Annotated in this window: 22 protein-coding genes and 1 tRNA gene; 15 read left to right on the top strand and 8 right to left on the bottom strand. The window is 39.8% G+C overall.

Going from position 1 to position 23623, the window contains the following annotated elements; translation table 11 throughout:
• Positions 1–24: 24 nt before the first annotated feature.
• The 6 genes from PL9214_RS13880 to PL9214_RS13855 all read left to right on the top strand — a co-directional run bounded on the left by PL9214_RS13880 (position 25) and on the right by PL9214_RS13855 (position 8034).
• Positions 25–660, top strand: a complete 636-nt coding sequence (locus PL9214_RS13880; RefSeq protein WP_072719388.1) for a DJ-1/PfpI family protein — start codon at positions 25–27, stop codon at positions 658–660.
• A gap of 161 nt (positions 661–821) precedes the next feature.
• Complete coding sequence (locus tag PL9214_RS13875) at positions 822–2309, top strand: hypothetical protein (protein WP_072719387.1); 1488 nt, start codon at positions 822–824, stop codon at positions 2307–2309.
• 2 nt (positions 2310–2311) lie between these two features.
• Complete coding sequence (locus tag PL9214_RS13870) at positions 2312–3682, top strand: DUF1822 family protein (protein WP_072719386.1); 1371 nt, start codon at positions 2312–2314, stop codon at positions 3680–3682.
• A gap of 16 nt (positions 3683–3698) precedes the next feature.
• Positions 3699–6170: a CHASE2 domain-containing protein gene (locus PL9214_RS13865; RefSeq protein ID WP_072719472.1), complete on the top strand. Its 2472-nt coding sequence runs from the start codon at positions 3699–3701 to the stop codon at positions 6168–6170.
• Between the two features lie 49 nt (positions 6171–6219).
• On the top strand, positions 6220–6900 hold the full coding sequence (locus tag PL9214_RS13860; RefSeq protein WP_072719385.1) for a DUF928 domain-containing protein: 681 nt from the start codon (positions 6220–6222) through the stop codon (positions 6898–6900).
• Between the two features lie 216 nt (positions 6901–7116).
• A complete protein-coding gene (locus tag PL9214_RS13855; protein WP_072719384.1) occupies positions 7117–8034 on the top strand; it encodes an ATP adenylyltransferase family protein in 918 nt (305 codons plus the stop codon).
• A gap of 46 nt (positions 8035–8080) precedes the next feature.
• Here the strand turns inward: PL9214_RS13855 and ald are convergent, their stop codons facing one another.
• The gene (gene ald / locus PL9214_RS13850) at positions 8081–9166 is read right to left on the bottom strand and encodes an alanine dehydrogenase (protein WP_072719383.1); all 1086 of its coding nucleotides are present in this window, start codon (positions 9164–9166) and stop codon (positions 8081–8083) included.
• Positions 9167–9593: 427 nt separating this feature from the next.
• Between ald and murA the strand changes: the two genes are divergently transcribed.
• From murA to PL9214_RS13835, 3 genes are all read left to right on the top strand, one after another.
• On the top strand, positions 9594–10967 hold the full coding sequence (gene murA, locus PL9214_RS13845) for a UDP-N-acetylglucosamine 1-carboxyvinyltransferase (protein ID WP_072719382.1): 1374 nt from the start codon (positions 9594–9596) through the stop codon (positions 10965–10967).
• Positions 10968–11129: 162 nt separating this feature from the next.
• Positions 11130–12008 carry a M48 family metallopeptidase gene (locus PL9214_RS13840; protein WP_072719381.1) on the top strand — a complete coding sequence of 293 codons (879 nt, stop codon included), beginning with the start codon at positions 11130–11132 and terminating at the stop codon, positions 12006–12008.
• Positions 11987–12068: transfer RNA gene (locus PL9214_RS13835), tRNA-Leu, on the top strand. The genes PL9214_RS13840 and PL9214_RS13835 overlap by 22 nt, the downstream gene beginning before the upstream one ends.
• Before the next feature lie 177 nt (positions 12069–12245).
• On the opposite strand, the gene PL9214_RS13830 is transcribed toward PL9214_RS13835, so the two are convergent.
• Both PL9214_RS13830 and cobQ read right to left on the bottom strand, forming a co-directional pair.
• The gene (locus tag PL9214_RS13830; protein WP_072719380.1) at positions 12246–12479 is read right to left on the bottom strand and encodes a 2Fe-2S iron-sulfur cluster-binding protein; all 234 of its coding nucleotides are present in this window, start codon (positions 12477–12479) and stop codon (positions 12246–12248) included.
• Between the two features lie 24 nt (positions 12480–12503).
• On the bottom strand, positions 12504–13967 hold the full coding sequence (gene cobQ / locus PL9214_RS13825) for a cobyric acid synthase CobQ (protein WP_072719379.1): 1464 nt from the start codon (positions 13965–13967) through the stop codon (positions 12504–12506).
• 112 nt (positions 13968–14079) lie between these two features.
• Here cobQ and upp point away from each other — a divergent pair, with 112 nt between their 5' ends.
• From upp to PL9214_RS13810, 3 genes are all read left to right on the top strand, one after another.
• Positions 14080–14751 carry a uracil phosphoribosyltransferase gene (upp, locus tag PL9214_RS13820; RefSeq protein ID WP_072719378.1) on the top strand — a complete coding sequence of 224 codons (672 nt, stop codon included), beginning with the start codon at positions 14080–14082 and terminating at the stop codon, positions 14749–14751.
• A 115-nt stretch (positions 14752–14866) separates the two neighbouring features.
• Complete coding sequence (locus PL9214_RS13815) at positions 14867–15163, top strand: ssl2009 family thylakoid membrane protein (RefSeq protein WP_072719377.1); 297 nt, start codon at positions 14867–14869, stop codon at positions 15161–15163.
• Positions 15164–15274: 111 nt separating this feature from the next.
• Positions 15275–15565 carry a YggT family protein gene (locus PL9214_RS13810; protein WP_072719376.1) on the top strand — a complete coding sequence of 97 codons (291 nt, stop codon included), beginning with the start codon at positions 15275–15277 and terminating at the stop codon, positions 15563–15565.
• A 112-nt stretch (positions 15566–15677) separates the two neighbouring features.
• Here PL9214_RS13810 and trxB read toward each other — a convergent pair whose 3' ends face one another.
• The 3 genes from trxB to PL9214_RS13795 all read right to left on the bottom strand — a co-directional run bounded on the left by trxB (position 15678) and on the right by PL9214_RS13795 (position 17738).
• Positions 15678–17045, bottom strand: a complete 1368-nt coding sequence (gene trxB, locus PL9214_RS13805) for a thioredoxin-disulfide reductase (RefSeq protein WP_072719375.1) — start codon at positions 17043–17045, stop codon at positions 15678–15680.
• A 92-nt stretch (positions 17046–17137) separates the two neighbouring features.
• Positions 17138–17497 carry a type II toxin-antitoxin system RelE family toxin gene (locus PL9214_RS13800; RefSeq protein ID WP_072719374.1) on the bottom strand — a complete coding sequence of 120 codons (360 nt, stop codon included), beginning with the start codon at positions 17495–17497 and terminating at the stop codon, positions 17138–17140.
• The gene (locus PL9214_RS13795; protein WP_437126716.1) at positions 17487–17738 is read right to left on the bottom strand and encodes a type II toxin-antitoxin system RelN family antitoxin; all 252 of its coding nucleotides are present in this window, start codon (positions 17736–17738) and stop codon (positions 17487–17489) included. Before PL9214_RS13795 ends, PL9214_RS13800 begins: the two co-directional genes overlap by 11 nt.
• 454 nt (positions 17739–18192) lie before the next feature.
• Between PL9214_RS13795 and PL9214_RS13790 the strand changes: the two genes are divergently transcribed.
• Positions 18193–18882: a class I SAM-dependent methyltransferase gene (locus tag PL9214_RS13790; RefSeq protein WP_072719373.1), complete on the top strand. Its 690-nt coding sequence runs from the start codon at positions 18193–18195 to the stop codon at positions 18880–18882.
• A 32-nt stretch (positions 18883–18914) separates the two neighbouring features.
• Complete coding sequence (locus PL9214_RS13785) at positions 18915–19949, top strand: aldo/keto reductase (RefSeq protein ID WP_072719372.1); 1035 nt, start codon at positions 18915–18917, stop codon at positions 19947–19949.
• Between the two features lie 42 nt (positions 19950–19991).
• Here PL9214_RS13785 and PL9214_RS13780 read toward each other — a convergent pair whose 3' ends face one another.
• Complete coding sequence (locus PL9214_RS13780) at positions 19992–21764, bottom strand: hypothetical protein (RefSeq protein ID WP_072719371.1); 1773 nt, start codon at positions 21762–21764, stop codon at positions 19992–19994.
• A gap of 134 nt (positions 21765–21898) precedes the next feature.
• On the opposite strand from PL9214_RS13780, the gene PL9214_RS13775 reads away from it, so the two are divergent.
• Positions 21899–23056, top strand: coding sequence for a glycosyltransferase family 2 protein (locus PL9214_RS13775; RefSeq protein WP_437126748.1), 1158 nt, complete (start codon positions 21899–21901; stop codon positions 23054–23056).
• A gap of 58 nt (positions 23057–23114) precedes the next feature.
• On the opposite strand, the gene PL9214_RS13770 is transcribed toward PL9214_RS13775, so the two are convergent.
• On the bottom strand, positions 23115–23567 hold the full coding sequence (locus PL9214_RS13770; protein WP_072719370.1) for a GtrA family protein: 453 nt from the start codon (positions 23565–23567) through the stop codon (positions 23115–23117).
• Positions 23568–23623: the final 56 nt, after the last annotated feature.

Genomic DNA, 23623 nt, shown 5'->3' with positions numbered 1-23623 from the left:
TTTTTGTTTAGGATTACTGAACTAATGACTCAAAAAAATATTGCTATTTTAATGTTTAATGACGTTGAAATTCTGGATTTTGCTGGCCCCTATGAGGTATTTTCTATTGCCTCAGAAATTAACGAAGATAAACCCTTTAATGTTTATCTAGTGGCAGAAACCTTAAATTCTCTTCAATCCCATAATGGCTTAAGTATTAATCCTGATTTCACCTTATTAGATAGTCCCGTCCCTGATGTAATTTTTATACCGGGTGGAATTGGCACAAAGGCTGCGATGAATCAACTTCAAATTTTAGCTTGGATTCAATCTAAAGGACATTATGCTGATTTAATTGTATCGGTCTGTACGGGGGCTTTACTGTTAGCTAAAGTTGGTTTATTAGATGGGTTAGTTGCGACTACTCATCATCTAGCCTTAGAGCAATTAAGAGCGCTTGCTCCCCAGACTACTATTGTAGACAATCAACGATATGTTGATAATGGCAAAATTATCACAGCGGCCGGAATTTCGGCGGGAATTGATGTGTCTCTTTATGTTATTGCTAAACTTTTAGGGGATGACAAAGCTTTAAAAACGGCTCAATACATGGAATATGATTGGAAACCCAAAGCTAAAATCACCCCAACGCCTAAAATATCAAATTCTTTGGGGCTCTAATTCTGTTTGAGCTTGCATAAGTTGAATCACTTCAGAGATAGGTAAACTTGAGGGGTGAGATCACCTTGCCCCTCTGTCCTAAATCACTCGTTGGAGTTGTTGGTGGCTTGGGATTTATAAGCCGAATTCAACAAGACACCGACTTCCTCTGTTCCTAATCCATGAGTAAAGCATCAAAGTATTGGACACTGGTTAAACTCGAAAGTTCTGGCCGACAAAAACGGTCGGAAATAGCAGCAGCCAAAGCCTTTTTTGAGAGGGCTTTTCCAGAATTCCTCGCAGAGGCGGATGTTCCCGATGTACCCATTCAGAAGCAATTAGTACAATGGCTTCGTGATGGCAATTCTCAAGGGAATAATATCAATAGCCAAAATGCAGAATGTTGTCTTTTATGCTTTATTTCTTGGGAAATTGAACAGGTTTGTCTTCAGTTAGCTCAACAATTTGGAACCTATCATGGTTTTAGAAGCCAAGACTTATTCCCCTTTGTTTTGGATGAAGAAGGAATTAATCGTCAGCGCCATTTAGGACAAACAAAAACTTCTTATCAATCCTTTGCACGGGAAATTTTACAAACCTTTGATCCCCAGCAAAGTAGTTTAGCAACTTGGACAAACCGACGAGTTAAATTTAATAGTGAAATCAATAAGTTTTTACTAGAGCATGGGGTGTATCTCGTGAGTGATTGGGCAATTTTAAATGATACCCATCCTCAACAACTGGAAAAAATTTTAACCCAGTTTTATCAATTAACGTCCCTGGAAGTTGAACAACGATTACAGCTTTTAGCTTGCTACCATAGCGTTTACCGTAGCCAACGTTTACAACAACGTCAAGCCGGAGCTAGAAAACGCTGTCAACCGCCAACGGCTCAACAATATCAACAAATTGCTCAACGGTTAGAAACCTTAATTCAACAGAGGATTTCTCCTAAAGCCGTCGCCCTGAAATTACAAAATCTAGCGACTCTATTACGCCAATATCGCACCTATATTCGAGGAGGAAAGTTACCCAACCAATCCTTAATTTTTGTTGATGATTCTGATTCCATCATTGAACAAATTCCTAGCCCTGAACCCCTAGAAAACGATGAGGAACAAATCAAAAAACAGGAGTTTTTAAACTGGTATGAAAAACAGTTTTTGATGTGTTTACATAGCAGTATTGCTCAAGTTTTAGAAACCTGGTTAACAACTTGCCAAAAGCGAGACGGAGAAAAAGCGGAACAATTTTTAACCGCCCTTTATCTGTTTCATTGTCAGGGTCAATCTATGAGCGAAATTGCAGCTACATTAGGATTAAAAGCTCAGTATCAAGTAACTCGTTTATTAAAGCTTAAAGCCTTTCGCGCTGATGTCAGACATCACTTATTATTTCAGTTACGCGATCGCATTTTAGAGTATGCCAAACCTGAGCATCTTTCCCAAGAGTTAGAACAGTGGGAAAAACAAATTGAATTAGCCTTAGATGGAGAATTGGAAACCTTGTTTAAACAAGCTGAATCTGATTCCTATATTGCTCAAAATCGTCCCCTAAATAGTCCCTTTTTTAAAGGCGTTTGCTACTATTTAGATTTAAGAGAAAAAAGTCCAGAATTGATTCATTCCATGATTTCTTTATTATCTAAAAATTCCCGACGGAGCTATTAATAATGTTTACTTCTTTCCTAGATGAATCAGAGGTTTTGTTTGAGTTTGAACCGCTTAACCCTGAAGCCTTACCCTTATCTTCTGAACAAATTAATCAATCCTTAGATTATTGTCGTTCTATTCTCGATGATCGAAAACAATGGCAAACCTATCTCAATTCTCTAGCCTTCTTTGGGTTTCAAAATTGGTTAGAACAGCGTTCATCAGAACTTGTCTTCAATTTAGATCATCCTTCTTTAGAAAAACCTGAATTAGCTTATTTTATTGAAGCCGTTTGTAACTTAGCCGTCAATCAATTTAAAATCTGCTTAGTCGCCTTGGGAAATTCTAGGACGGATACTATTATTTTACCTAGGGCTATATTTGAATTACCGGAATATAGGGCTCATTATTATATTTTAATTGAGGTTCAAGAAGAATTAGAAACAACTTCAATTTATGGGTTTATTTCCTATTCAGATTTTCAAGCCCATAAAACACAGATTGATTTAGAACCCAAAGCAGATTGGACATATTCTGTCCCCTTATCTTGGTTTAACACAGAACCCGATCAATTTTTATTATTTGTACGCTGTTTAGAAGTTTCTGCAATTCCTTTACCGGAAATTCAGAATCCTGCAATACTATTATCTCAAATTCGAGAAGAATTAATTAGCAAACTTTCTCAACTGCAATCCTCAGAACCTGGTAGTTTTCATGAATTGTGGCAAATTTTAACTTGGGAACAGGGAAAGATTATTTTCAGTTATCCTGAATTACTGCGATGGATTTATGAAGTACAAAACCAAGCCATTTTATCGGCACAACCGATTTCTCAATTCCATAAAAATCCTATTGCTTATTTAACAGATTTATTCAATTTATTAACACAACCGACGCTAAATTTAGCGGGATGGTTTAACCAGGAATTAGACATAATATCAACAGCTTTATCCTGGGTTTTTATTCCAGATTTTTCTCCAGAAACCGCCTTGCGTGACGGAACTGAAATTTCCAGTTTAGTCAAACAACTCCAAGAAAATGGGGTCGAAATTTCTCCCCAAGCCAAAGGTGCTTATCGAGATTTAGGTTTAGGAGGACGTTCTCTGCGGTTATATGCTTTAACTTGGCCGTTAGAATGGGAAATTGAACCCGAATGGACGCTATTATTAATATTAGGTTTAACTACAGGAACGGATTTACCAGTGGGTGTGAAATTACGAGTCAGTGACGCCACCGGAATTTTAGTTGAACAAGATTCAAATCGCGAAGATCAGTGTTCTTATTTATTTACTCGTGTGGTCGGAACCTGTCAAGAAAAATTTGTGGTGACGGTGAGTTTAAGGGAAGATATAACAGAAACATTACCGCCTTTTGAATTTAGTTTCAATTAAGATTCAAAACCTAAATATGAATGCCATTGTTTCCCCTTTTTATCTCAAAGTTCAACGAGTTGAGCAGGTTTGCTTATTTCAATTATCTTGGGGGGAAGGGCAAAATTTGGGAGTCACGCTTCCCTATCCTGAACGATTAACTCAACTGTATCAAGAGTGGCAATATATTTATTTGAGTTTTTATCAGAAAGCACTGCGAGGTCGAGTGGAAGCGACCGGAAAACTTACCCAAAGCCAAACAGATTGGCACGCTAAATTAGTTCAAGCAGAAGCAAAATTATTATATGAATTTCATCGCTGGTTAAGACATGAAGAATTATATGAAATTCGAGCAACTCTGGCTAAAGCGACATCAAAGCAGAATTTAGAAACTTTACCGCGTGGCGTTGGATTAGATATTGATGTGTTTCTCACCACTGACCCGATAGATGTGGCTCGACTTCCTTGGGAAGCGTGGGAAATTGGTACAGAATTTGCGGCGACTGGAAAAATTAGAATTGTTCGTCAACCAATTAATATTCGTCAGGTTACAACGACTCCCGAACATCGACCAACCCGCAATAAAGTTAGGGTATTAGTGATTTTAGGAGATGAAACGGGGTTAAATTTTCAAGCTGATAAAGAAGCGGTGCGAGCGCTCGCTCCAATTGCAGAAATTCAGTTTGTCGGTTGGCAACCTCAACAAACTGTAATGGAGGTTAAACTTGCAGTCGTTAAAGCTATTCAAGATCAAAAAGGTTGGGATATTTTACTATTTGCTGGTCATAGTAATGAAACGGAATTAACCGGAGGAGAATTAGGGATTGCGCCCTCAGTTTCGTTGTCCTTATCCGAACTGATTCAACCCTTAACTGTTGCAAAACAACGAGGCTTACAATTTGCCTTATTTAATTCTTGTAATGGTTTAAGTTTAGCGAATACCTTGATTGATTTAGGATTAAATCAAGTGGCGATTATGCGAGAACCTATCCATAATCAAGTGGCTCAAGAATTTTTATTACGGTTTATTCGGAGCTTAACGGAATATTATGATGTCCATGATGCCTTATTATCCGCTTGTCAATTCCTCAAATTAGAAAAACATTTAACTTATCCCAGTGCCTATTTAATTCCTTCCTTATTCCGCCATCCCAAAGCTCCTCCGTTTAAATTACAAGCCTTCAGTTGGAAACAACGATTAAAACGATGGTTCCCCACAAAAAAAGAACTCCTTGCCCTAACAACCTTATGCGTTATCGCTTGGCAAACGCCTATTCAAAATTTTTTATTAGAACGACGAATTTTGATTCAAGCAATTTATCGAAATTTAACTCATCAAATTCCAACTCAATCCTCTCCCCCAATTCTACTAATTTTAATTGATGAAAAATCTATTCTAAAAGCTAAAATTTCTAATCCAAGACCGATGGATCGAAGTTATTTAGCTGAGATTATTAATCATTTAATTAAACTCAATATGCAAGTAATTGGCATTGATTATTTATTAGATCGTCATCAACCTCAAAACGATCCCATCTTATCCCAATCTTTACAAAATGCAGTTCAAAATCATCAAACTTGGTTAATATTTGGAACGAGTAAAAATCCCACCGGAGGATGGTTTGAAACCTTACCCGAATTAGCGAGTCCTAATTGGAGCTTACAAGGCGATTTAAGAATATTAGGTTATCCTCCCCTCTATACCACCTTACTGCCTCTTCCTGACTCTCGACAACAACCTTTACCCTTCGCTTATTTATTGGCTTTAGCGTATCAATTAAACTTTCAAGAACGAGAATCTACCCCTGCCCCTCAACTGGACTCATCCGTTGATTGGCTATCCCATTTAAAAGCCTATTTAATTGATAATACCGGAACAGATTATCAAAGGTTATTTTCATCAAAAGCACGTTTACAACCGATCACAAATTGGGCATATTTATTAAAGCAATGGTGGTTTCATCCCCTGATTGATTTTTCAATTCCCCCAAAACAAGTTTATCAAAGTCTTCCCGCTTGGCAATTATTTGAGTCTCCAGAGTCTACCTTGAAACTTTCTACTCCCTTTGTCGTTCTAATTGCACCAGGGGGATATGGTGAAGCCGGAATTGCAACAGAAGGTCAAGATAATTTTCCTTTACCTATGGCATTAAATTATTGGTATTCTCAGGAAACACCACGCAATTATCGCCAAGTCTTACCGGGAGGTGAAGTTCATGCTTACATGACTCATCACTTTATTCAGCAACGATTTGTGATTCCCATTCCTGACCTTTTGCTGATTTTAATTGCCGCTTTATTCGGAAAAGGAGCGACCTTATCCTTAGCAACAGTTCGTCCTCAAAAAATAAAGTATATCCTGGTGTTTGTGGGATTAACAGGAATATATGGATTAGTGAGTGTACAGGTTTATATTACAGGCGAACTTTTGCTTCCTTGGGTGTTACCAGCCTTGATGTTTTGGATGTATATTTTTCTGACATTTGTGGAAAGGAAATTTTATGGCTAAGTTCAACTTTGTGCGTTCTCTTTGGAGATGCACAACCTTGGTAAGCATAATGGGATTTTCGGTTATCTCTCCCGCCTTGAGTGAACCCACGTTTCATCCTTCAGAATTTAAAAAGATTTCCCCTGCTTGGGAAGAATTGTATCAGCTTGCTAATCAGGATTCTTCAACGACTAATCATGAACCGCCTGTCTATTCTCCTGGGGGTTCACGGGGAAATGAAATTTGTACAATTGTTCCTCTAACCCAACCTAATAATAATCAGGTTGATAGTGAAATTTGGAGTGACAAACCTACCTTTATTTGGCGAGGGGATATTAAATATGTAGAACTGCATTCTGATGACAATGAGACTTTAATTTGGAGTCAAAATATTTCGGATTCTAAGCAAAGTATTTCCTATACGGGAGAACCACTTCAACCCGGAGAAACCTATCAATTATCACTTTATGATATCTCTAATCCTGATATCAGTGATTTTCCCCGTGACTCTTTAACTTTTAAAGTCATAGAAACCCATCAACACCAGAAAATTCAGCAGGATTTAGAACAATTAGAAACGCAACTGCATCAACAAAAAGCAACCGCAGAAGCAATTACTTTAGCTCGGATTCAATATTTTGTGGAACATCAGTTATGGTCAGATGCTCTGATGGAATCTTCCTCACTTCAGATTCAAGACCCCAGTTTAGATGAGTTATTAAAAACTAAAGTGTCCCGTTCTTGTGGGTAACTCAAAATTGGAATTTTAGATGGGTTTGATCTCTGCTTCAACCCCCGACTCATAGGAAGAAGGGGGTGAGATTCCATCCTTCAATGTTGACTACAAATACTTGCTAGGGTGGCTAATCACTTTTTCCTATCCCCTCTGTTCCCTTTTCCCTATTGATAATAAAGTGCTGAATTAATTTAAGATAGGAAGAAGACCTCAATTCCAATTTAGATTAAAATGACAACAGAGACAGCAGCAACCTCAGTCTTGCCAACAGGTACATTATGGCAACGGATTATTACTCAAACTGAATATGCTCTCAACTGTGGTGCTCTTCAATCAATTGCAACAGATTATGATTTTATTGAAGAGGGGGATATTCGCTTTTTAGTCAGAATTTTAGCTAACTTAGCGCGTAAGGAACAAGCGAAGAAACAGCAAAAAAAAATAGAGAAATCCGGGAAAGAGTTTAACCCTTTTCTTCCTTATGAAAAAGATTTATTTGTTGCTGATTTATCGAAAACTCATTTATGTTTACTGAATAAATTTAATGTAGTTGAGCATCATTTATTAATTGTAACCCGCGAATTTGAAGAACAAGAAACCTGGCTGACTCAAGCCGATTTTGCAGCTATGTGGATGGGTTTAGCAGAAATTGATGGATTAATGTTTTATAATGGGGGTAAATTAGCGGGAGCAAGTCAACGGCATAAACATTTACAATTAGTTCCTTTCCCCTTAGTTCCCGATGGCTTAAATCTTCCCATTGAACCCGCGATCACTTCTGTACAATTTAAAAATTCTATTGGCATCATTCTCGAATTTCCATTTGTTCATGCGATCGCCTCTTTTAATCCCAATTGGATTCATACCCCATCAGAAGCCTCAATTTTTACCCTAGAATTGTATTTTGCATTATTATCAGCCGTGGGTTTATCCGTTGACGATCATCCCTTTCAATCAGGAGCTTATAATTTATTAGCCACCCGAAATTGGATGATGATTGTTCCTCGATCTCAAGAAGAGTTTGAGGGTATTTCAATTAATTCTTTAGGGTTTGCGGGAGGATTATTAGTCAGAAATTCCCAACAACTACAATGGCTGAAATCCTATCACCCCCTAACAGTTTTAAAACAAGTCGGAATTTCCCGTTAATCCAAATTTTTATTCCCTATTCCCTATTCCCAGTTAAGCTGTTCCTTTAAACTAAATCAGGAAAAACTTCCCGAACAGCCGGATGGACTAAATGGTGATTTTCCACATTTAAACCTTTGGCTAAAACCGGGTTCAATTCTAATGCTTTGAGTCCCCGATCCGCTAACTGAAGAACATAAGGTAAGGTACTATTATTCAAGGCTTGGGTCGCTGTCCAAGGCACAGCACCGGGCATATTAGGAACGCCATAATGTACCACCTTTTCTTCAATATAAGTCGGATGGCTATGGGACGTAGGCCGTAAGGTTTCAATACACCCTCCTTGATCTACTGCCACATCCACAATGACAGAACCGGGGCGCATTTGAGCAACTAACTCACGAGAAACTAATTTAGGGGCGCGTTTTCCTAAGATTAAAACCGCACCAATTAATAAATCTGCTTGGGGAACACTTTCTTCAATTTGGGATAAATGACTGTAGAGTAATTCCACACTCGATCCAAACACCGTTTCTAAATAAGCTAATCGCTCCACATTCACATCTAAAATTTGCACTTTAGCCCCCATCCCTAGGGCAATTCTAGCCGCTTCTGTGCCAACCACACCTCCCCCTAAAATCACAACAGTGGCAGCTTTTACCCCAGGAATTCCCCCTAATAAAACCCCCCGTCCTCCCTGTTGTCGTTCTAAAAAACGAGCCCCAAACTGAATCGATAACCGTCCCGCGATAATACTCATTGGAGTTAGTAAAGGCAAGCGACCATCAGGAAGTTCTACGGTTTCATAGGCGATGGCATGGACACCCTTATGAATTAACTGTTCGGTTAGTTCCCGATCTGCGGCTAAATGTAAATAAGTAAATAAGAGTTGTTCTTTCTGGATTAACTCATATTCCGGGGGTAAGGGTTCTTTGACTTTCACCACCAGTTCCCGACACCAAGCATCAGCCGGAGATTCAACAATTATGGCTCCGGCTCGTGTATAATCCTCATCGGTAAACCCAGCGCCATTCCCTGCACCCATTTCCACAAAAACTTGATGACCTCGTTCACAGCACACTCGCACACTACCGGGACTCAATCCCACCCGAAATTCCTGATCTTTAATTTCTTTCGGAATCCCAATTTGCATAATCAATTATTTCTCCTTCGTCTGACGTGCGCTATCTTTCAACCGTTGTATTCTAATTTAGAGGATCATAAAGTGAATGTTTCCCACCCTACATTAGAAATTGCTTTTGATCTGTTATGCTCATGAACTCCGCTCTGGGGATCAAGGGTTTTGTAATATAACCGCTTGGCTATCGTTGAGGAACTGATCAATCAGTTGATACAGAAAATTTTGCTGGGAGTTTCTAATCTGAGTATAAAATTCAGGGGGGGACTTACAACCCAATCTTTAAATATCCTTGATGATTTCTAAGTTGGGTATTCCAAGATTAATATTCCGATAAAACCCCTCCCTCAGAGTGATTCCGGGTCATAGATTACCAATTAATGACTGTTTACCCCTAGACATCTGGAATCTTTTCGGTAGAATCAGAACAAAAAATTAACGAATGTTAACGTACAACCCATTTTTGGAGGATAAGCCCATTACACTCGCTATACGCTCATCAAATCTCGCTACTGCGTCCAATCCTAACCAGTCCATTCTAAAAATTTGGGGGAATCAACCCCTACAAGGTCATGTTTCGATTAGCGGGGCTAAAAATTCCGCTTTAGTTTTAATGGCCGGTGCATTGCTGTGTTCTGAAGATTGTCGGCTTCGTAACGTTCCCTCCTTGGTTGATGTCAACCGCATGAGTGAAATTCTCACGGCGCTGGGGGTTAAAATCGACCGTCAGGGTGATGTTCTCGATATTAAAGCGGGTCAATTATCAGAGTCACAAGCTCCCTATGAACTCGTCAGCCAACTCCGGGCTAGTTTCTTTGCCATTGGGCCAATACTCGCTCGTTTAGGGGTAGCCAGAGTTCCCTTACCAGGAGGTTGTGCCATTGGAGCTAGACCTGTAGATCTTCATGTTCGGGGACTGCAAGCTTTAGGGGCTGAAGTTCATATTGATCATGGCATTGTTCATGCTCATGTTAAGGGATATAACCCCCGACTCAAAGGTGCTCGTATTTATCTGGATTATCCCAGTGTGGGAGCAACGGAAACTTTGATGATGGCAGCAACCCTCGCCGAGGGAGAAACCATTCTCGAAAATGCCGCCCAAGAACCGGAAGTCATCGATTTAGCCAACTTCTGTTGTGCGATGGGAGCAAAAATTCAGGGGGCTGGAACTAAAACCATTGTGATTTCTGGGGTTCCTAGTCTGCATTCAGCCGATTATTCGATTATTCCTGATCGAATAGAAGCCGGAACTTTTTTAATAGCAGGAGCCATCACCCGCTCTGAAATTAGTTTATCTCCCATTATTCCAGAACATTTGACTCCGGTACTGGCTAAACTCAAAGCCATTGGGGTCAAAATCCAGATGGAAGGGTCAAACCATTTACGCATTCTCCCGGTGGAGAATTTAACGGCAACGGACATTGAAACCCTACCCTATCCGGGATTTCCTACGGATATGCAAGCCCCCTTTATGGCTCTGTTAACGCTGTGTGAAGGCAATAGCTTGATCAGCGAAACGGTGTTTGAAAATCGGTTTGGTCATGTTCCTGAACTGAGCCGCATGGGTGCAGATATTCGGGTTAAGGGAACGACTGCCTTAGTTCGAGGAGTTCCGTTTTTATCGGGCGCACCTGTAACAGCAACCGACTTACGCGCTTCTGCGGCTTTAGTCCTAGCGGCTTTAGCGGCGGAGGGAGAAACCACCATTCAGGAGTTAAAACATTTGGATCGGGGTTATGAACAATTGGAAGCTAAACTCCGACAATTAGGAGCCAAACTCCAGCGTATTGATCATGCGCTAATAGAAAAGGAATAAGCAACTGATCTGTTAGCAGACAGTCGCTTAACCTCAAAAATGGAGTGTTTGTTGTGAGTTGTTTAGGGTGCGTTTTAGGGTTAATTACAACTCACAACCCACCCAATTTTGATCAGGCAGACGTTAGATTTGTTATAGTTTGACTTTAATCTGTATGTAGCTATGACGTTTTCAACGACCCCTTTAATAGGACTCCGAGCCGATCATTTCCGTCATCCGTTGGATTTACAAGCGACCAATGCTTTGAAACAATTGCCCGGTTTAGATTTATTAGTCCGGCAAATTTTAGGCGGTGTCGGGGAACAGTTTTTTTATTTAGAAAATATTGCGTCTAGTATTTTAGTTAGTGATCAACAATTACCTGATCTTCATCAATTATTATTAGAGGCTTGCAAAACTTTAGATTTAGAACCGCCTCAACTTTATATTCGCCAACATCCGGTTCCCAATGCTTATACTTTTGCGATGCGGGGAAAACAACCGTTTATTGTCATTCATACGTCGTTAATTGAGTTATTAACCTCGGAAGAAATTCAAGCGGTAATTGCCCATGAGTTAGGACATTTAAAATGCGAACATGGGGTATATTTAACCTTAGCGAATTTAGTGGTCTTAGCGGCGAATCAATTGTCTCCTTGGGGAACAATTTTGGCTCAGGGGTTACAAGCGCAGTTAATGGAATGGTTGCGTTGTGCTGAGTTTACTTGCGATCGCGCAGCCCTATTAGCAACTCAAGATCCGAGAGTCGTAATGTCGGTGTTGATGAAACTGTCGGGGGGTTCTCCCAGTTTAGCTTCGCAACTGAATTTAGATGCCTTTGTTGCCCAAGCCCGGACGTATGATCAAATTAGTCGCACAGAATTGGGAGAACTCCTTCAGCAAGCTCAAACTGCCCAGTTAACCCATCCCCTTCCGGTCTTGCGAGCCAGAGAAATTGATCGTTGGTCGAGTAGTCCTAATTATCAGGACTTGCTAAAACGAAACTTTATGGTTTATAATAGTGAAGCTAACCCAAACAAGGGCGGGTGGCGGAATTGGTAGACGCACCGCACTCAAAATGCGGCGGCTTCGGTCGTGAGAGTTCGAGTCTCTCTCCGCCCATTAATCAGCTTTAAAAAGCTGGGCTGAAAATCCCAGGGCGCAAGCCCTTGATTTTTATTCATCGGGTTGTTCTGTTATCAAAATTTCTGGCTATATAGTGCTACGCATGGGAGTATTGAGTGAAACCTGAAACCCTTTCACTTCTTACTTTTCCCTCTTCAAGTAGCGCTATAACATTTACCAAGTAGGATCACTATAAATATTAATGGTGATTTCCGCTTTTCCAGAGGGAACGGAAGAAATGCAAGCACAGATAAAATTATCTTCGTCTAGTTCCACTTCACAAGCATGACAAGACCCCATTAAACATCCAGTGGGAATTACAACTCCGGCGCGTTCGGCGACGGCTAATAAAGGTTCTCCAGGTTGGGCTTCAACGGTAACTTTATCGGGTAAGAAATGGATTTTCATGTTGACTGTTGTTGAGGTTGACTTCTATAAAACCGATCTCAAATCTAAATAGGAATCTACTGTATCTGCTAATAAATCTAATAACAATTCTCGCTGTTCTCGATAATTAGCAATTCCAGTGGGTAAAGCATTTAACCCTCTGGGTTTTCGTAGATGATTTAACCAGGTTCGTCGCCAAGGGCCATTATCAAAAACCCCATGTAAATAATGACCCCAAATCGATTTTTGCTGATTAACAAATCCTAAATTCGGGTCATTAAATAAAGGAGAAATATCGTTAGAATCTAACAATTGAGTTCGTCCTTGATGAATTTCATATCCTTCAACAGGTAAACCTTCTTGGGGATAATGGGATGAAACCAACCGTTGACGGGAGGTTTTTTGAGTGGACATAACGGTTTTAGTCGGTAATAATCCTAAACCTTCATAATCCCCCTGTTGTCCTTCTAAACCATAGGGATCTGACACAATTTTTCCTAACATTTGATAACCGCCACAAATTCCCATGACCTGACCCCCCGCCTCAACATAATTTTTAATTTGATTTGCCATTCCCGATTGTTTTAAGACTTGCAAGTCAGAGATAGTCGTTTTAGACCCTGGAAGAATGACGGCATCGGGATGTCCTAAAGTGTCAGAAGGCATCACATACTTAATTTTAACGCTGGTTTCAGCATCTAGGGGATCAAAATCTGTAAAATTAGCAATGCGAGGAAATCGGATAACGGCAATGGTTAATTCCGCTTGGGAGGAACTCGGACGACGATCTAATAAACTTAAAGAATCTTCTGCGGGGAAGGGATGATCAATCCAAGGAATAACCGCAACAACCGGAATTCCCGTATACTCCTCTAACCATTTTATCCCCGATTCTAATAGCGATCGCTGTCCTCTAAATTTATTAATAATAATTCCTTTAATTAATGCCCGTTCATCGGAGTCTAACAATTGCAAAGTTCCCACAACATGAGCAAAGGCCCCCCCGCGATCAATATCAACCACTAATAACGTTTTGGCATTCAAATATTTGGCCACCCGCATATTCGTTAAATCTCGATGTTTGAGATTAATTTCGGCGGGACTGCCAGCACCTTCACAAACTAAAATATCAAATTCCTGGGTTAAATAGTCTAAACATTCAGTAATCGTTTGCCAACCCCGATCAAAATAGTGTTCATAATAATCACTCGCTTGTACAACTCCCACAGGTTTGCCTTTTAAAATTACCTGAGAGGTCATATTTCCTTGAGGTTTTAATAAAATAGGATTCATAGAAACAGAAGGAGTCACTCCCGCCGCCCAGGCTTGCACCGCTTGAGCATAACCCATTTCTGATCCGGCCGGAGAAACATAGGAATTCAGAGCCATATTTTGCCCTTTAAAGGGAGCAACCCGCACACCGCGACGATGTAAAATTCGACAAATGGCCGTGACCATCATGGATTTTCCAGCATGGGAAGTAGTTCCCACAATCATGATTGCTTTCATAAATGATCACTGAAGACAGAGACTAATATTTTAATCGCTCAAGGTTAAAAACCGTCAACCCATCTCTGGCAATGGTGTGGGATGATAGTGGAGACTTTCTAACGATTTTGTTATGGCTAATCAACTGCGTATTTATGTCCCCCCCCATCCTTTAATTAAACATTGGTTAGGAGTTGCTCGTGATCAGGCCACTCCTCCGGCTTTATTTCGCACGGCGATGACGGAGTTAGGACGTTGGTTGACCTACGAAGCCGCCAGAGACTGGTTACCAACCCTGGAAACAACGGTACAAACCCCCTTAACCGAATGTAGTGCCACCTTTGTTAATCCTGAAGTTCCCCTGATTGTGATTCCTATTTTACGCGCTGGTTTAGCGTTAATGGAAGGAATTCAAAGCGTTGTGCCTTTATCTTCGGTTTATCATATTGGCATGGTACGCAACGAAGACACCTTAGAAGCCAGTTGCTATTTAAATAAATTACCCGCCCAATTTGATCCTCAAACGCGGGTGATTATTAGTGAACCGATGTTAGCAACGGGGGGAACAATCATGGCCGTGATGGAAGAACTCACCCAGCGTCATCTTGAACCCGCATTGATTCGGGTTATTTCCATTGTCGCCGCCCCCCCAGCGTTACAAAAATTAAGTCAAGCTTATCCCAGTTTGCAAATCTATACCGCTATTATTGATCCTGAAGTCAATGAACAGGGCTTTATTGTACCCGGTTTGGGAGATGCAGGAGATCGAACGTTTGGCACATTCGACCGTCTCCCCACCGAATAGATCGCGGTTGTTGTCGCAACAGTAAGCGTGTCTCCCTTTTTTCCTGGCTGTTGCCTGTTCCCTGTTGCCTGTTCCCTACTATAAAATCAAGCTATTGTGACAAAGTGGTTAAATTATGGGTAATCGAGATGGTTTTGGTAGTGGCTTCTTCCTCGGTGCAACCCTAGGAGGGTTTGTGGGCGGGGTATTAGGGGTGGTACTCGCTTCTCGCATCACCAATTCCGAAAGCGGTGAACCCTTGCCAGAAATACCGGGAAAGTCGGGGAAGTCTGCTAAATTGGCGGGAGAAAATATCGAAACCGCCCGTTTGAGTTTGGAGGATAAAATTGCTCAACTCAATCAAGCCATTGATGATGTTCGTCAACAGTTAGGCAATGTCAATGGCAATAGTAGCTCAGAAACTTATGATTAATCGATGGGGCTATCCCGTTTGATTTTCACCCCTTTTCTTAAATGTGATACACTAAGGGTCATAACTTTATCTCAAATTTTGTCAAATTGAGTTAAACATCAAATAAATTTTATGGCACTTCCTTTCAGCTTACTCGCTAACACCCTGGCACAGTTCCTGAACATTTATATGTTAATCCTATTTATTAGGATTTTATTAAGCTGGTTTCCGACCATTAACTGGTTTGATCCCCCCTTCTCAATTTTAAGTCAGTTAACTGACCCCTATCTCAATCTTTTCCGTTCCTTTATTCCACCTTTAGGAGGAATTGATTTTTCAGCCATTATTGCTATTTTTGCTCTCCAATTTGGCTCTCAAATTATTATTGCTTTATTAGGCAGTATGCAGCAAATGGCATTTTAATTCCAACTCCAAACGTAGTAAGCCCTGAAGGGCTTTCTTTCTTTTCCGCAGTTGAGTTAAGAGTCCTAAAGGACTTACTACGAATGTTACTTGAGAAACCGGGTTTTGAGTCTTACAAATTATTCTGAATTAATTCCCGATATAAGCTCTTGGGTTTCACGCCTTTGAGATCTTGAATTAAATCTTTATTTTTGAACATCTGCACCGTTGGAGTGCCAACCACCCCTGCACTTTGGGCAATTTCTGGATCTTCTTCAATGTCAATTTCGACATAGTGAATTTTACCCTCAAATTCACCAACCACTTTATCTAAAATGGGTTTAAGGGCATGGCATGGCCCGCAGGTGGGTGAGGCATATTTTACCATAATTAAGCGATCGCTATCATGGTAAAGTTTCCGCAAGGCATAACCCCCCGTATGGCGGGTATTTTGGATATCGAAATTTTCAGAAGTGGTAATTTGAGGTTGGGTTGAAGTTGGAGTTTCCGCTTCCAGTTCAGAAGTTTCTGTTTGTTGAACTTCCTGCGCTAACCCATGAATGGATAACCACCGTTCTGCTAACATCGCTCCCATACACCCACTTCCGGCGGCTGTAATGGCTTGACGAAACTCATGATCTTGAACATCCCCAACGGCATAAACCCCTTCAACGCTGGTTTCAGGAGTGCCATGTTTCGTGACAATATATCCCACTTCATCTAGGTCTAATTGTCCTTGGAAAATTTGGGTATTGGGAGTATGACCAATGGCATAAAATAACCCCTGTACGGGTAAATCCTGTTGTTCTCCGGTTTGGTTATTCTTAATTTTAATCCCACCTAATTTATCATTGCCATAAACATCCACCGCTTCGGTATTCCAATGTATCGTAATTTTAGGATGAGTCAGAACCCGTTGCTGCATGGCTTTACTCGCCCGCAGTTCATGGCGTCTGACTAATAAATGAACGTGGGTGGCGTATTTGGTTAAATAAACGGCTTCCTCGGCGGCGGTATCTCCTCCCCCGATAACCGCTAATTCGACTCCTTTGAAAATCGGACTCGCCCCATCACAAATCGCACAGGCGGAAATTCCTGCATTCCAAAATTGGTCTTCATGGGGAAGATGTAGGCGTTTCGCCGTCGCCCCCGTCGCAATCACAATGGCATGGGTTTTGAGTTCCCTCTCCTCTGATTTAACGGTAAAGGGACGTTGACTCAAATCAACGGAAATCACATCCTCGGTAAAGAGTTCCGCCCCCCACCGTTGGGCTTGGGCTTTCATCCTATCCATGAGTTCCGGCCCGGTAATGCCTTCGGGAAAACCGGGAAAGTTCTCAACTTCTGTGGTGGTCATTAACTGACCCCCCGGAACTCCCCCCAGTTGATAGCCTTCAAAGACAACGGGTTTCAAGTTCGCCCGTCCAGCATAAATTGCTGCTGTATAACCAGCAGGCCCAGAACCAATAATTACAAGATTTTCAACGGTTGGGTTTGTCATTCTTCTTATTTCAAACTCATAACGACTTCGTTTAAATCAATTATAGCAGTTTTTGTCCTAAGATGGCGAGGGAGCCACAGATTCCCATTGAATTAACCAATTTCGTTCTCATATTGAGTGATCACCTCTTCAATGATTTTATGACTAATATCTGAGTCGTCAGATTTGGAATAAATTGTAGCAAGAATGATGGCTTGATTTGTTTTCAGATAATAAATAACTCGATAGCCCCCACTTTTTCCTTTTTGGATATTACTATTTTTAAGACGAACTTTAAAAACGGTATATTTAATACCTGCAATTCTATCACCAGGAATTTCACCTGCTTGAAGTTGTTCGATTAACGGTTGAAGATCGGTACGAATTGAACGATAGCGTTTAGCAAGTTCTCGAAGATCCCTTTTGAAGCGGGGAGTAAGCGCGATTTGGATGGGTGGTGGTTCACTCAGCATCAATACCTTCCCACATTTCTGAGAGCGGAATAGTCTGTCCCGTTAATGCTTCGTATAAACCTTGACGAATCCCTTCTATCAGAATTTCAGTCGGCGTTTCATTGGGATCAACTTCGTCATCTTCAGGAATTAAAACAATAACCCGAACACGCTGTGGTTTAGTGGTTCCTAATGATTGATCAAGTGTTAGTTGCCCACTTTCATTAATAGTCGCTGTCGTTTCAATTGCTTTCATAATCATTGATAGTTTACTCAAACATTTTTTAATCATAAGCTTTTTTAAAGTATTACTCCAGGTTTGGTGTCAAGAACGAGTTTTAATAAGGAAAAGCTATAGGTTATGAGAGTTGATTTTAAATTTCAAAAGAATTGGAGAAAAAAACCGGATTTTTGTCAAGAGGTTATTGCAAACAGGTTGCAATTAGTTGACGGAATTAGGGGGTTTGGGCTATAATCAAAAAATGAAAATCTGGGGAATTATAACTTAACCTCAAAACCCTATACTCAAACCCCGATAATCTCGTAAAAAGTGGTGAAACCCTGACAGAATTTAGCCGTAGGGATGCACGAGTTTTTTAGACAACGGATGGGGGAACAATTGGGGATATTGACAAAAGAGTAATAATGTGCATTGCTTTTCTAGCGTTCGGAACTTCTACAATACTTCTGAACTAACCTTAATCGGAATTACCGTTATGGAACGTATCCCAGAAGTAGAAGTCATGGATACTTGGGAAGAAGCCAGGGAATATGATGCCATGGATTTTACCCAAGTTAATCAAGAATTTGCCGAATTAGCCATCGAATTAGGGCCAGAAACCGGATTAATTTTAGATGCAGGAACGGGGACAGCACGGATTCCAATTATAATTGCAAAACAGCGATCGCGCAGCGGCGTGGATAACGCATCGCAATGGCAAATTACCGGAATTGATTTATCAGCCAATATGCTGTTTATTGGCAATCAAAATATTGAGGAAGCGGGGTTACAGGAACAAATTAAATTAGAGCAAGTGGATGCCAAACAGTTACCCTATCCCGATGATCAATTTGATATGATTATTTCTAATAGTATTGTTCACCATTTGTCAGATCCTCTGCTATTTTTTCAAGAACTTCAGCGTGTATTAAAACCCCAGGGGGGAATATTTCTGAGGGATTTAACTCGTCCCTGTAGTGAAACGGAACTCAATAATTTAGTTGAACAATATGCTGGAGATTGTAACGATCATCAGAAAAAATTATTTCGAGACTCCTTACAAGCAGCTTATACCTTAGATGAAATCATTAATTTGAGCGAGTCTGCGGGTTTAGAAAATATGAGAATTTATCAATCTTCTGATCGCCATTGGACAGCCGAACGACCCTATCGAGTTCTCAAATAACAGTATAATCCAAGAAACTCGAATCAACGAAAATGAAGTACAACAAATTAGGAGATAGTGACCTACAGGTCTCTGAAATCTGTCTGGGAACGATGACCTATGGGCAACAAAATACCCGTGAAGAAGCTGAAAAACTTTTAGATTATGCAGTTTCTCAGGGAGTTAATTTTATTGACACTTCCGAAACGTATCCTTTTCCCAATAAAGCCGAAAAACTGGGAATAACCGAGGAATATATTGGAGAATGGTTAATCCATCAGCGCCGTGACTCGTTAATCATTGCCACTAAAGTAGCGGGAGTAACACCGCTAACTTGGATTAGAAACGGTCAAAATCGGATTGACTCTGCGAATGTAACAGAAGCCGTAGAATCGAGCTTAAGACGGTTACAAACGGACTATATTGACTTATATCAAATTCATTGGCCTGATCGCTATGTTCCTTTGTTTGGTGATGGGGATTATGATCCAAAACGGGAACGGGAAACTATACCGATCACCGAACAGTTAGAAGTATTTGCGGATTTAATTCAAGCGGGTAAAATTCGTTATTTAGGGGTCAGTAATGAAACGCCTTGGGGGGTTTGTGAATTTTGTCATATAGCTCGACAATTGAATTTACCGAAAATTGTTTCGATTCAAAACGGGTTTAGCTTGATGAATCGGATTTTTCACATTCATCTGGCGGAAGCTTGTCGGTTTAATCAGGTGGGATTATTAGCGTATAATCCCTTAGCGTTTGGTTTCTTAACGGGTAAATATCTTTCAGGAATTCCTAAAGATTCACGTTTGGACTTATTTGGAGGAATGTATTCCCGTTATGATCAGAATAATATAGCCGCAGCAGCACAAAGTTATGCTGATTTAGCCCAACAAAACGGAATCACACCCGCACAACTTGCATTAGCTTATGTTCGGTCTCGCTGGTTTGTGACCAGTACAATTGTTGGAGCGACAAAAATAGAACAATTGCAAGAGAACTTGGCTAGTGTTACCGTTGAATTAGATGAAACTATTCTGACAGAAATTGATGCCATTCATCGGCGTTATCCGAACCCAGCGGCTTAGAAAATTCCCAAGGTAATTGCACTCGGTCAAACTCAGGTTGGTTTAAGAGTGGAAATAATCGATTGAAACCTGATTGTCGGGTTTAATTAAGTCATAATACAGCGCTCCGGGTTCAAAGGATTGAAGGGTAGGTTGAGAAACGGGTTTAAATTCCAACACTTGATCACCCATCCTTAAAGGTTCACTTCTACGGAACAATTGATGGTTATGTTCTTGTAATAAAATAATATTACGGCTATCAATCAGACGGGGGGGTTCCCATTGGAGGAAATACTCAAAGGCTTTGTTAGTGGGACTAAAATCCAATTTACCGTTATGAACTAATTGCTCTTGCCAGTTAGGATTTAACCGATATACTTTGGGATACAACGTATATTTTCGCCAATAGTACCATCTGGGTTGATCATCAGTTTTTGGCAATTCCTCCAGACGTTCCCAACTTTTAGGAAATTGATAAATTTGTCTCAAGGTCATCGGAACACCCCACTGAATAAAGGAGTGTAAATGTTTGCCTGTATTCAGAGGAGCATCCACTAAAATAATAGTATCTGGGGTAATATCAGGACAAAGGTGAATCACGTCTGTCCAAAATGCTCGTTGATATTCCCAACTAATTCGATTTTCCTGCTGTACCGTTAAACCGAATCCGACTAATAAAGAGAAAAATACAGCTAAACTTGCATTAGCTAGAGTTTTGGTAAAATTATGGTTCTGGGCTCGATTAAGGATGAGATAACACAATAAACCCACCAGAATAGAAATACCGATGGATGCTGTCATGTGAACTCGCGAACCTCGTCCATTAATTTCAGTCGCCGCACGAGTAAAAAATAAAGGATAGGATAACATTAACAGCGTTAATCCCAAAATTGTTAAGTTTTTAACAGGTGAAACCAAAATAGAATTATCATTAGACGTATCCTGATCCGGTTCCTGATTTAAACCTGATAATAGTAAAATAAAGCCCAAAAATGATAAAGGTACAAAAATCAATAATTCGTCTTTGATGTTGAACAAGGTTTGAGCAGGACGATAAATCAACAGACTCAAACTTACAAAAGGCCCAATCACCATTTGACGCAGGGGAGTCAAAATTAAGGTCAAAAAATCTAGCTGATTAATTCTAGCTTCACCCGTGAGCTTGCGCGCCACAAACACTAGAACTAACATAGTAGATAAAATTAATGTATTTCTCAGAATTTCCTTGAGCAAACTTTTATTCCACTGATTTTTAAACAATGGCGCAGTCAGAAAAAGTGGAAACACTGTTTCATAAGAGAATAGAGTGGAAAAAATCAGGAGATAGGATAATATTTTTTGGTTGTTAAAATAGCAGATAAAAGCTAGTAATAAAAAGGTTAAAGATGAATAAAGAGAAATATGGGTTAAATAAGCATGATTTGTATCGGCTGGAAACAAAGTAAAAGCTAGAGTTCCAGTGATGATAAAAATCGGTTTATTCCAAAGAGACTTTAGAAAGATATAGCACAAAATATTATTAATTAAAATAACTAAATAATTGATCAAATAAAGAAATTGAAAATCACCGATTAACTGTCCCAAAAATCCAACAGAAAACTCGATTAAATAAAGAAGCGGACGACCTTCTGTAACATTAAAATTTAGGATATGCCATTTCATGAAATCACCAAATTCGGTGATATCCATGGACATCGGTTGAGCGATCAAAAAATAATCATCTTCATATAAACCAAGATTTTTATAGTTCCAAAAGTGAGCTATAAACGTAATAATAGCTAGGATAAAAAAAGTTTTTAACCCTTGATTATTAAAAATCCTAGATAGATTACCCATTATTTTTAAAGTGTTTATGTTTAATATTGTTAATCATTATCAGATTCGAGTTTTTTTGTCAATGTGTAAGTCCTATGATATGCTTGATAAAATCAAAGTACCTAAAAAGTGTAACCTAATTTTGAACGAATGTGATGATCACGATTGAAGTAATCGCTACTGTGACAACAGAATCTCAAGTAACCCTTAGTCTTCCCTCTGAAATTTCTCCAGGAGATCATAAAATGGTACTTACTGTTGATGAAAAATTAATAGCGGAGCCAACAATCCTATCACCCCATGAAACTGAAGAGTTGCTTCAATCTTCAATGGAATCCCAGTTAGATGATCTTGAATTGTCTATTGTTATTCCTTGTCACAATGAAGAACCGAATCTTGATCACTTATTTGAGCGGCTCTCTTCGGTTTTGAATCAGTTAAACATGACCTACGAAATTATCTGTATTGATGATGGCAGTAGTGACCATACCCTTAAATGTTTAATCGATAATCGCTCCCGAAATCCAGCTATCAAAATTGTGAGTTTATCGCGGAATTTTGGCAAAGAAATTGCCTTAACCGCAGGACTTGAACACGCACAAGGAAAAGCTGTTATCCCCATTGATGCTGATCTTCAAGACCCTCCAGAACTGATTGAACAACTGGTGAGTAAGTGGCGCGAAGGCTATGATATTGTTGATGCCAAGCGTCAATTTCGCATTGATGATAGCTGGCTAAAACGCTTAACAGCCAAAGGATTTTATTATACCATTGCTCAGTTAAGCCCGGTGGATATTCCGGCGAATGTAGGGGATTTTCGCTTATTAGACCGCCGAGTTGTAGAAGCCTTAAAAAAGATGCCTGAACGCACTCGCTTTATGAAAGGTTTATTTGCTTGGGTGGGTTTCAAACACTGTTCTGTTCTCTATGACCGACAACCCCGTTATCAAGGACAAACCAAATGGAATTACTGGAAACTCTGGAATTTTGCCTTAGATGGTATTACCTCTTTTAGTGTAATTCCCCTGAATATTTGGACTTATATTGGGTTTATTTTATCGTTTGTGGCGTTCTTGTATGCGGCCTATTTAATTGTTTTGACAATGATTCAGGGAATTACAGTACCCGGTTATATCTCCTTAATGGTGGTTGTTCTATTTTTAGGCGGTATCCAGTTAATGGGATTAGGAATAATAGGAGAATATTTGGGAAGAGTTTATGAGGAAGTTAAACAACGTCCCTTGTATTTAATCCAAGACTCTCATGGTTTTACCCTAAACTCTCTCAATGTCGAACATAAAAAGGCGATGTAATCAGATGCTACATTTCTGTAGGATGGTTTTATCGAAGATTAAAAGTCTCTTGTAGTTCTCAGGAAATCCCCCTTTCTTCAGAATCAAATAATTCTGCTTGTTGATTATTCTTGTCCCCTTTAAATACCCAAAAATCATTCATAATATAGTTGAGGACTGCACCAAATAAACCTCCAGCTAATGTATTAATTTTAGGATCAATACTACCATAGTCTAAGAGGGGAAATAAAAACACAATTCGAGCAATAACCACACTTCCGGCTGCTAAATGAAACAGAGGAAGTTGCTTCAAGAAAATTTCTTTGAATTCCCAGTTTCCCTCTGTCCATATCCAAAGACGATACAGAAAAAAACTAAATAAAACCGAGAGTTCAATAGAAATTACATTGGCTAAATTATGAAGCACAGGAGTATTCCAGCCCCACCTATCAATTAGCAGAAAAATTAAGAGGATATTAAAACAGGTTGTTAAACCTCCCCCAATTATAAATTTAAAAAATTTTTTTGCCATTAGGATTCCAAAATTTTAATGTTAATCTGAGCATTGAACTAATCGGCGTTTTTTCC

This window comes from Planktothrix tepida PCC 9214 (assembly GCF_900009145.1).
In the GTDB taxonomy this organism is placed as follows: domain Bacteria; phylum Cyanobacteriota; class Cyanobacteriia; order Cyanobacteriales; family Microcoleaceae; genus Planktothrix; species Planktothrix tepida.
This window is presented reverse-complemented; position numbering and strand designations above follow the sequence as displayed.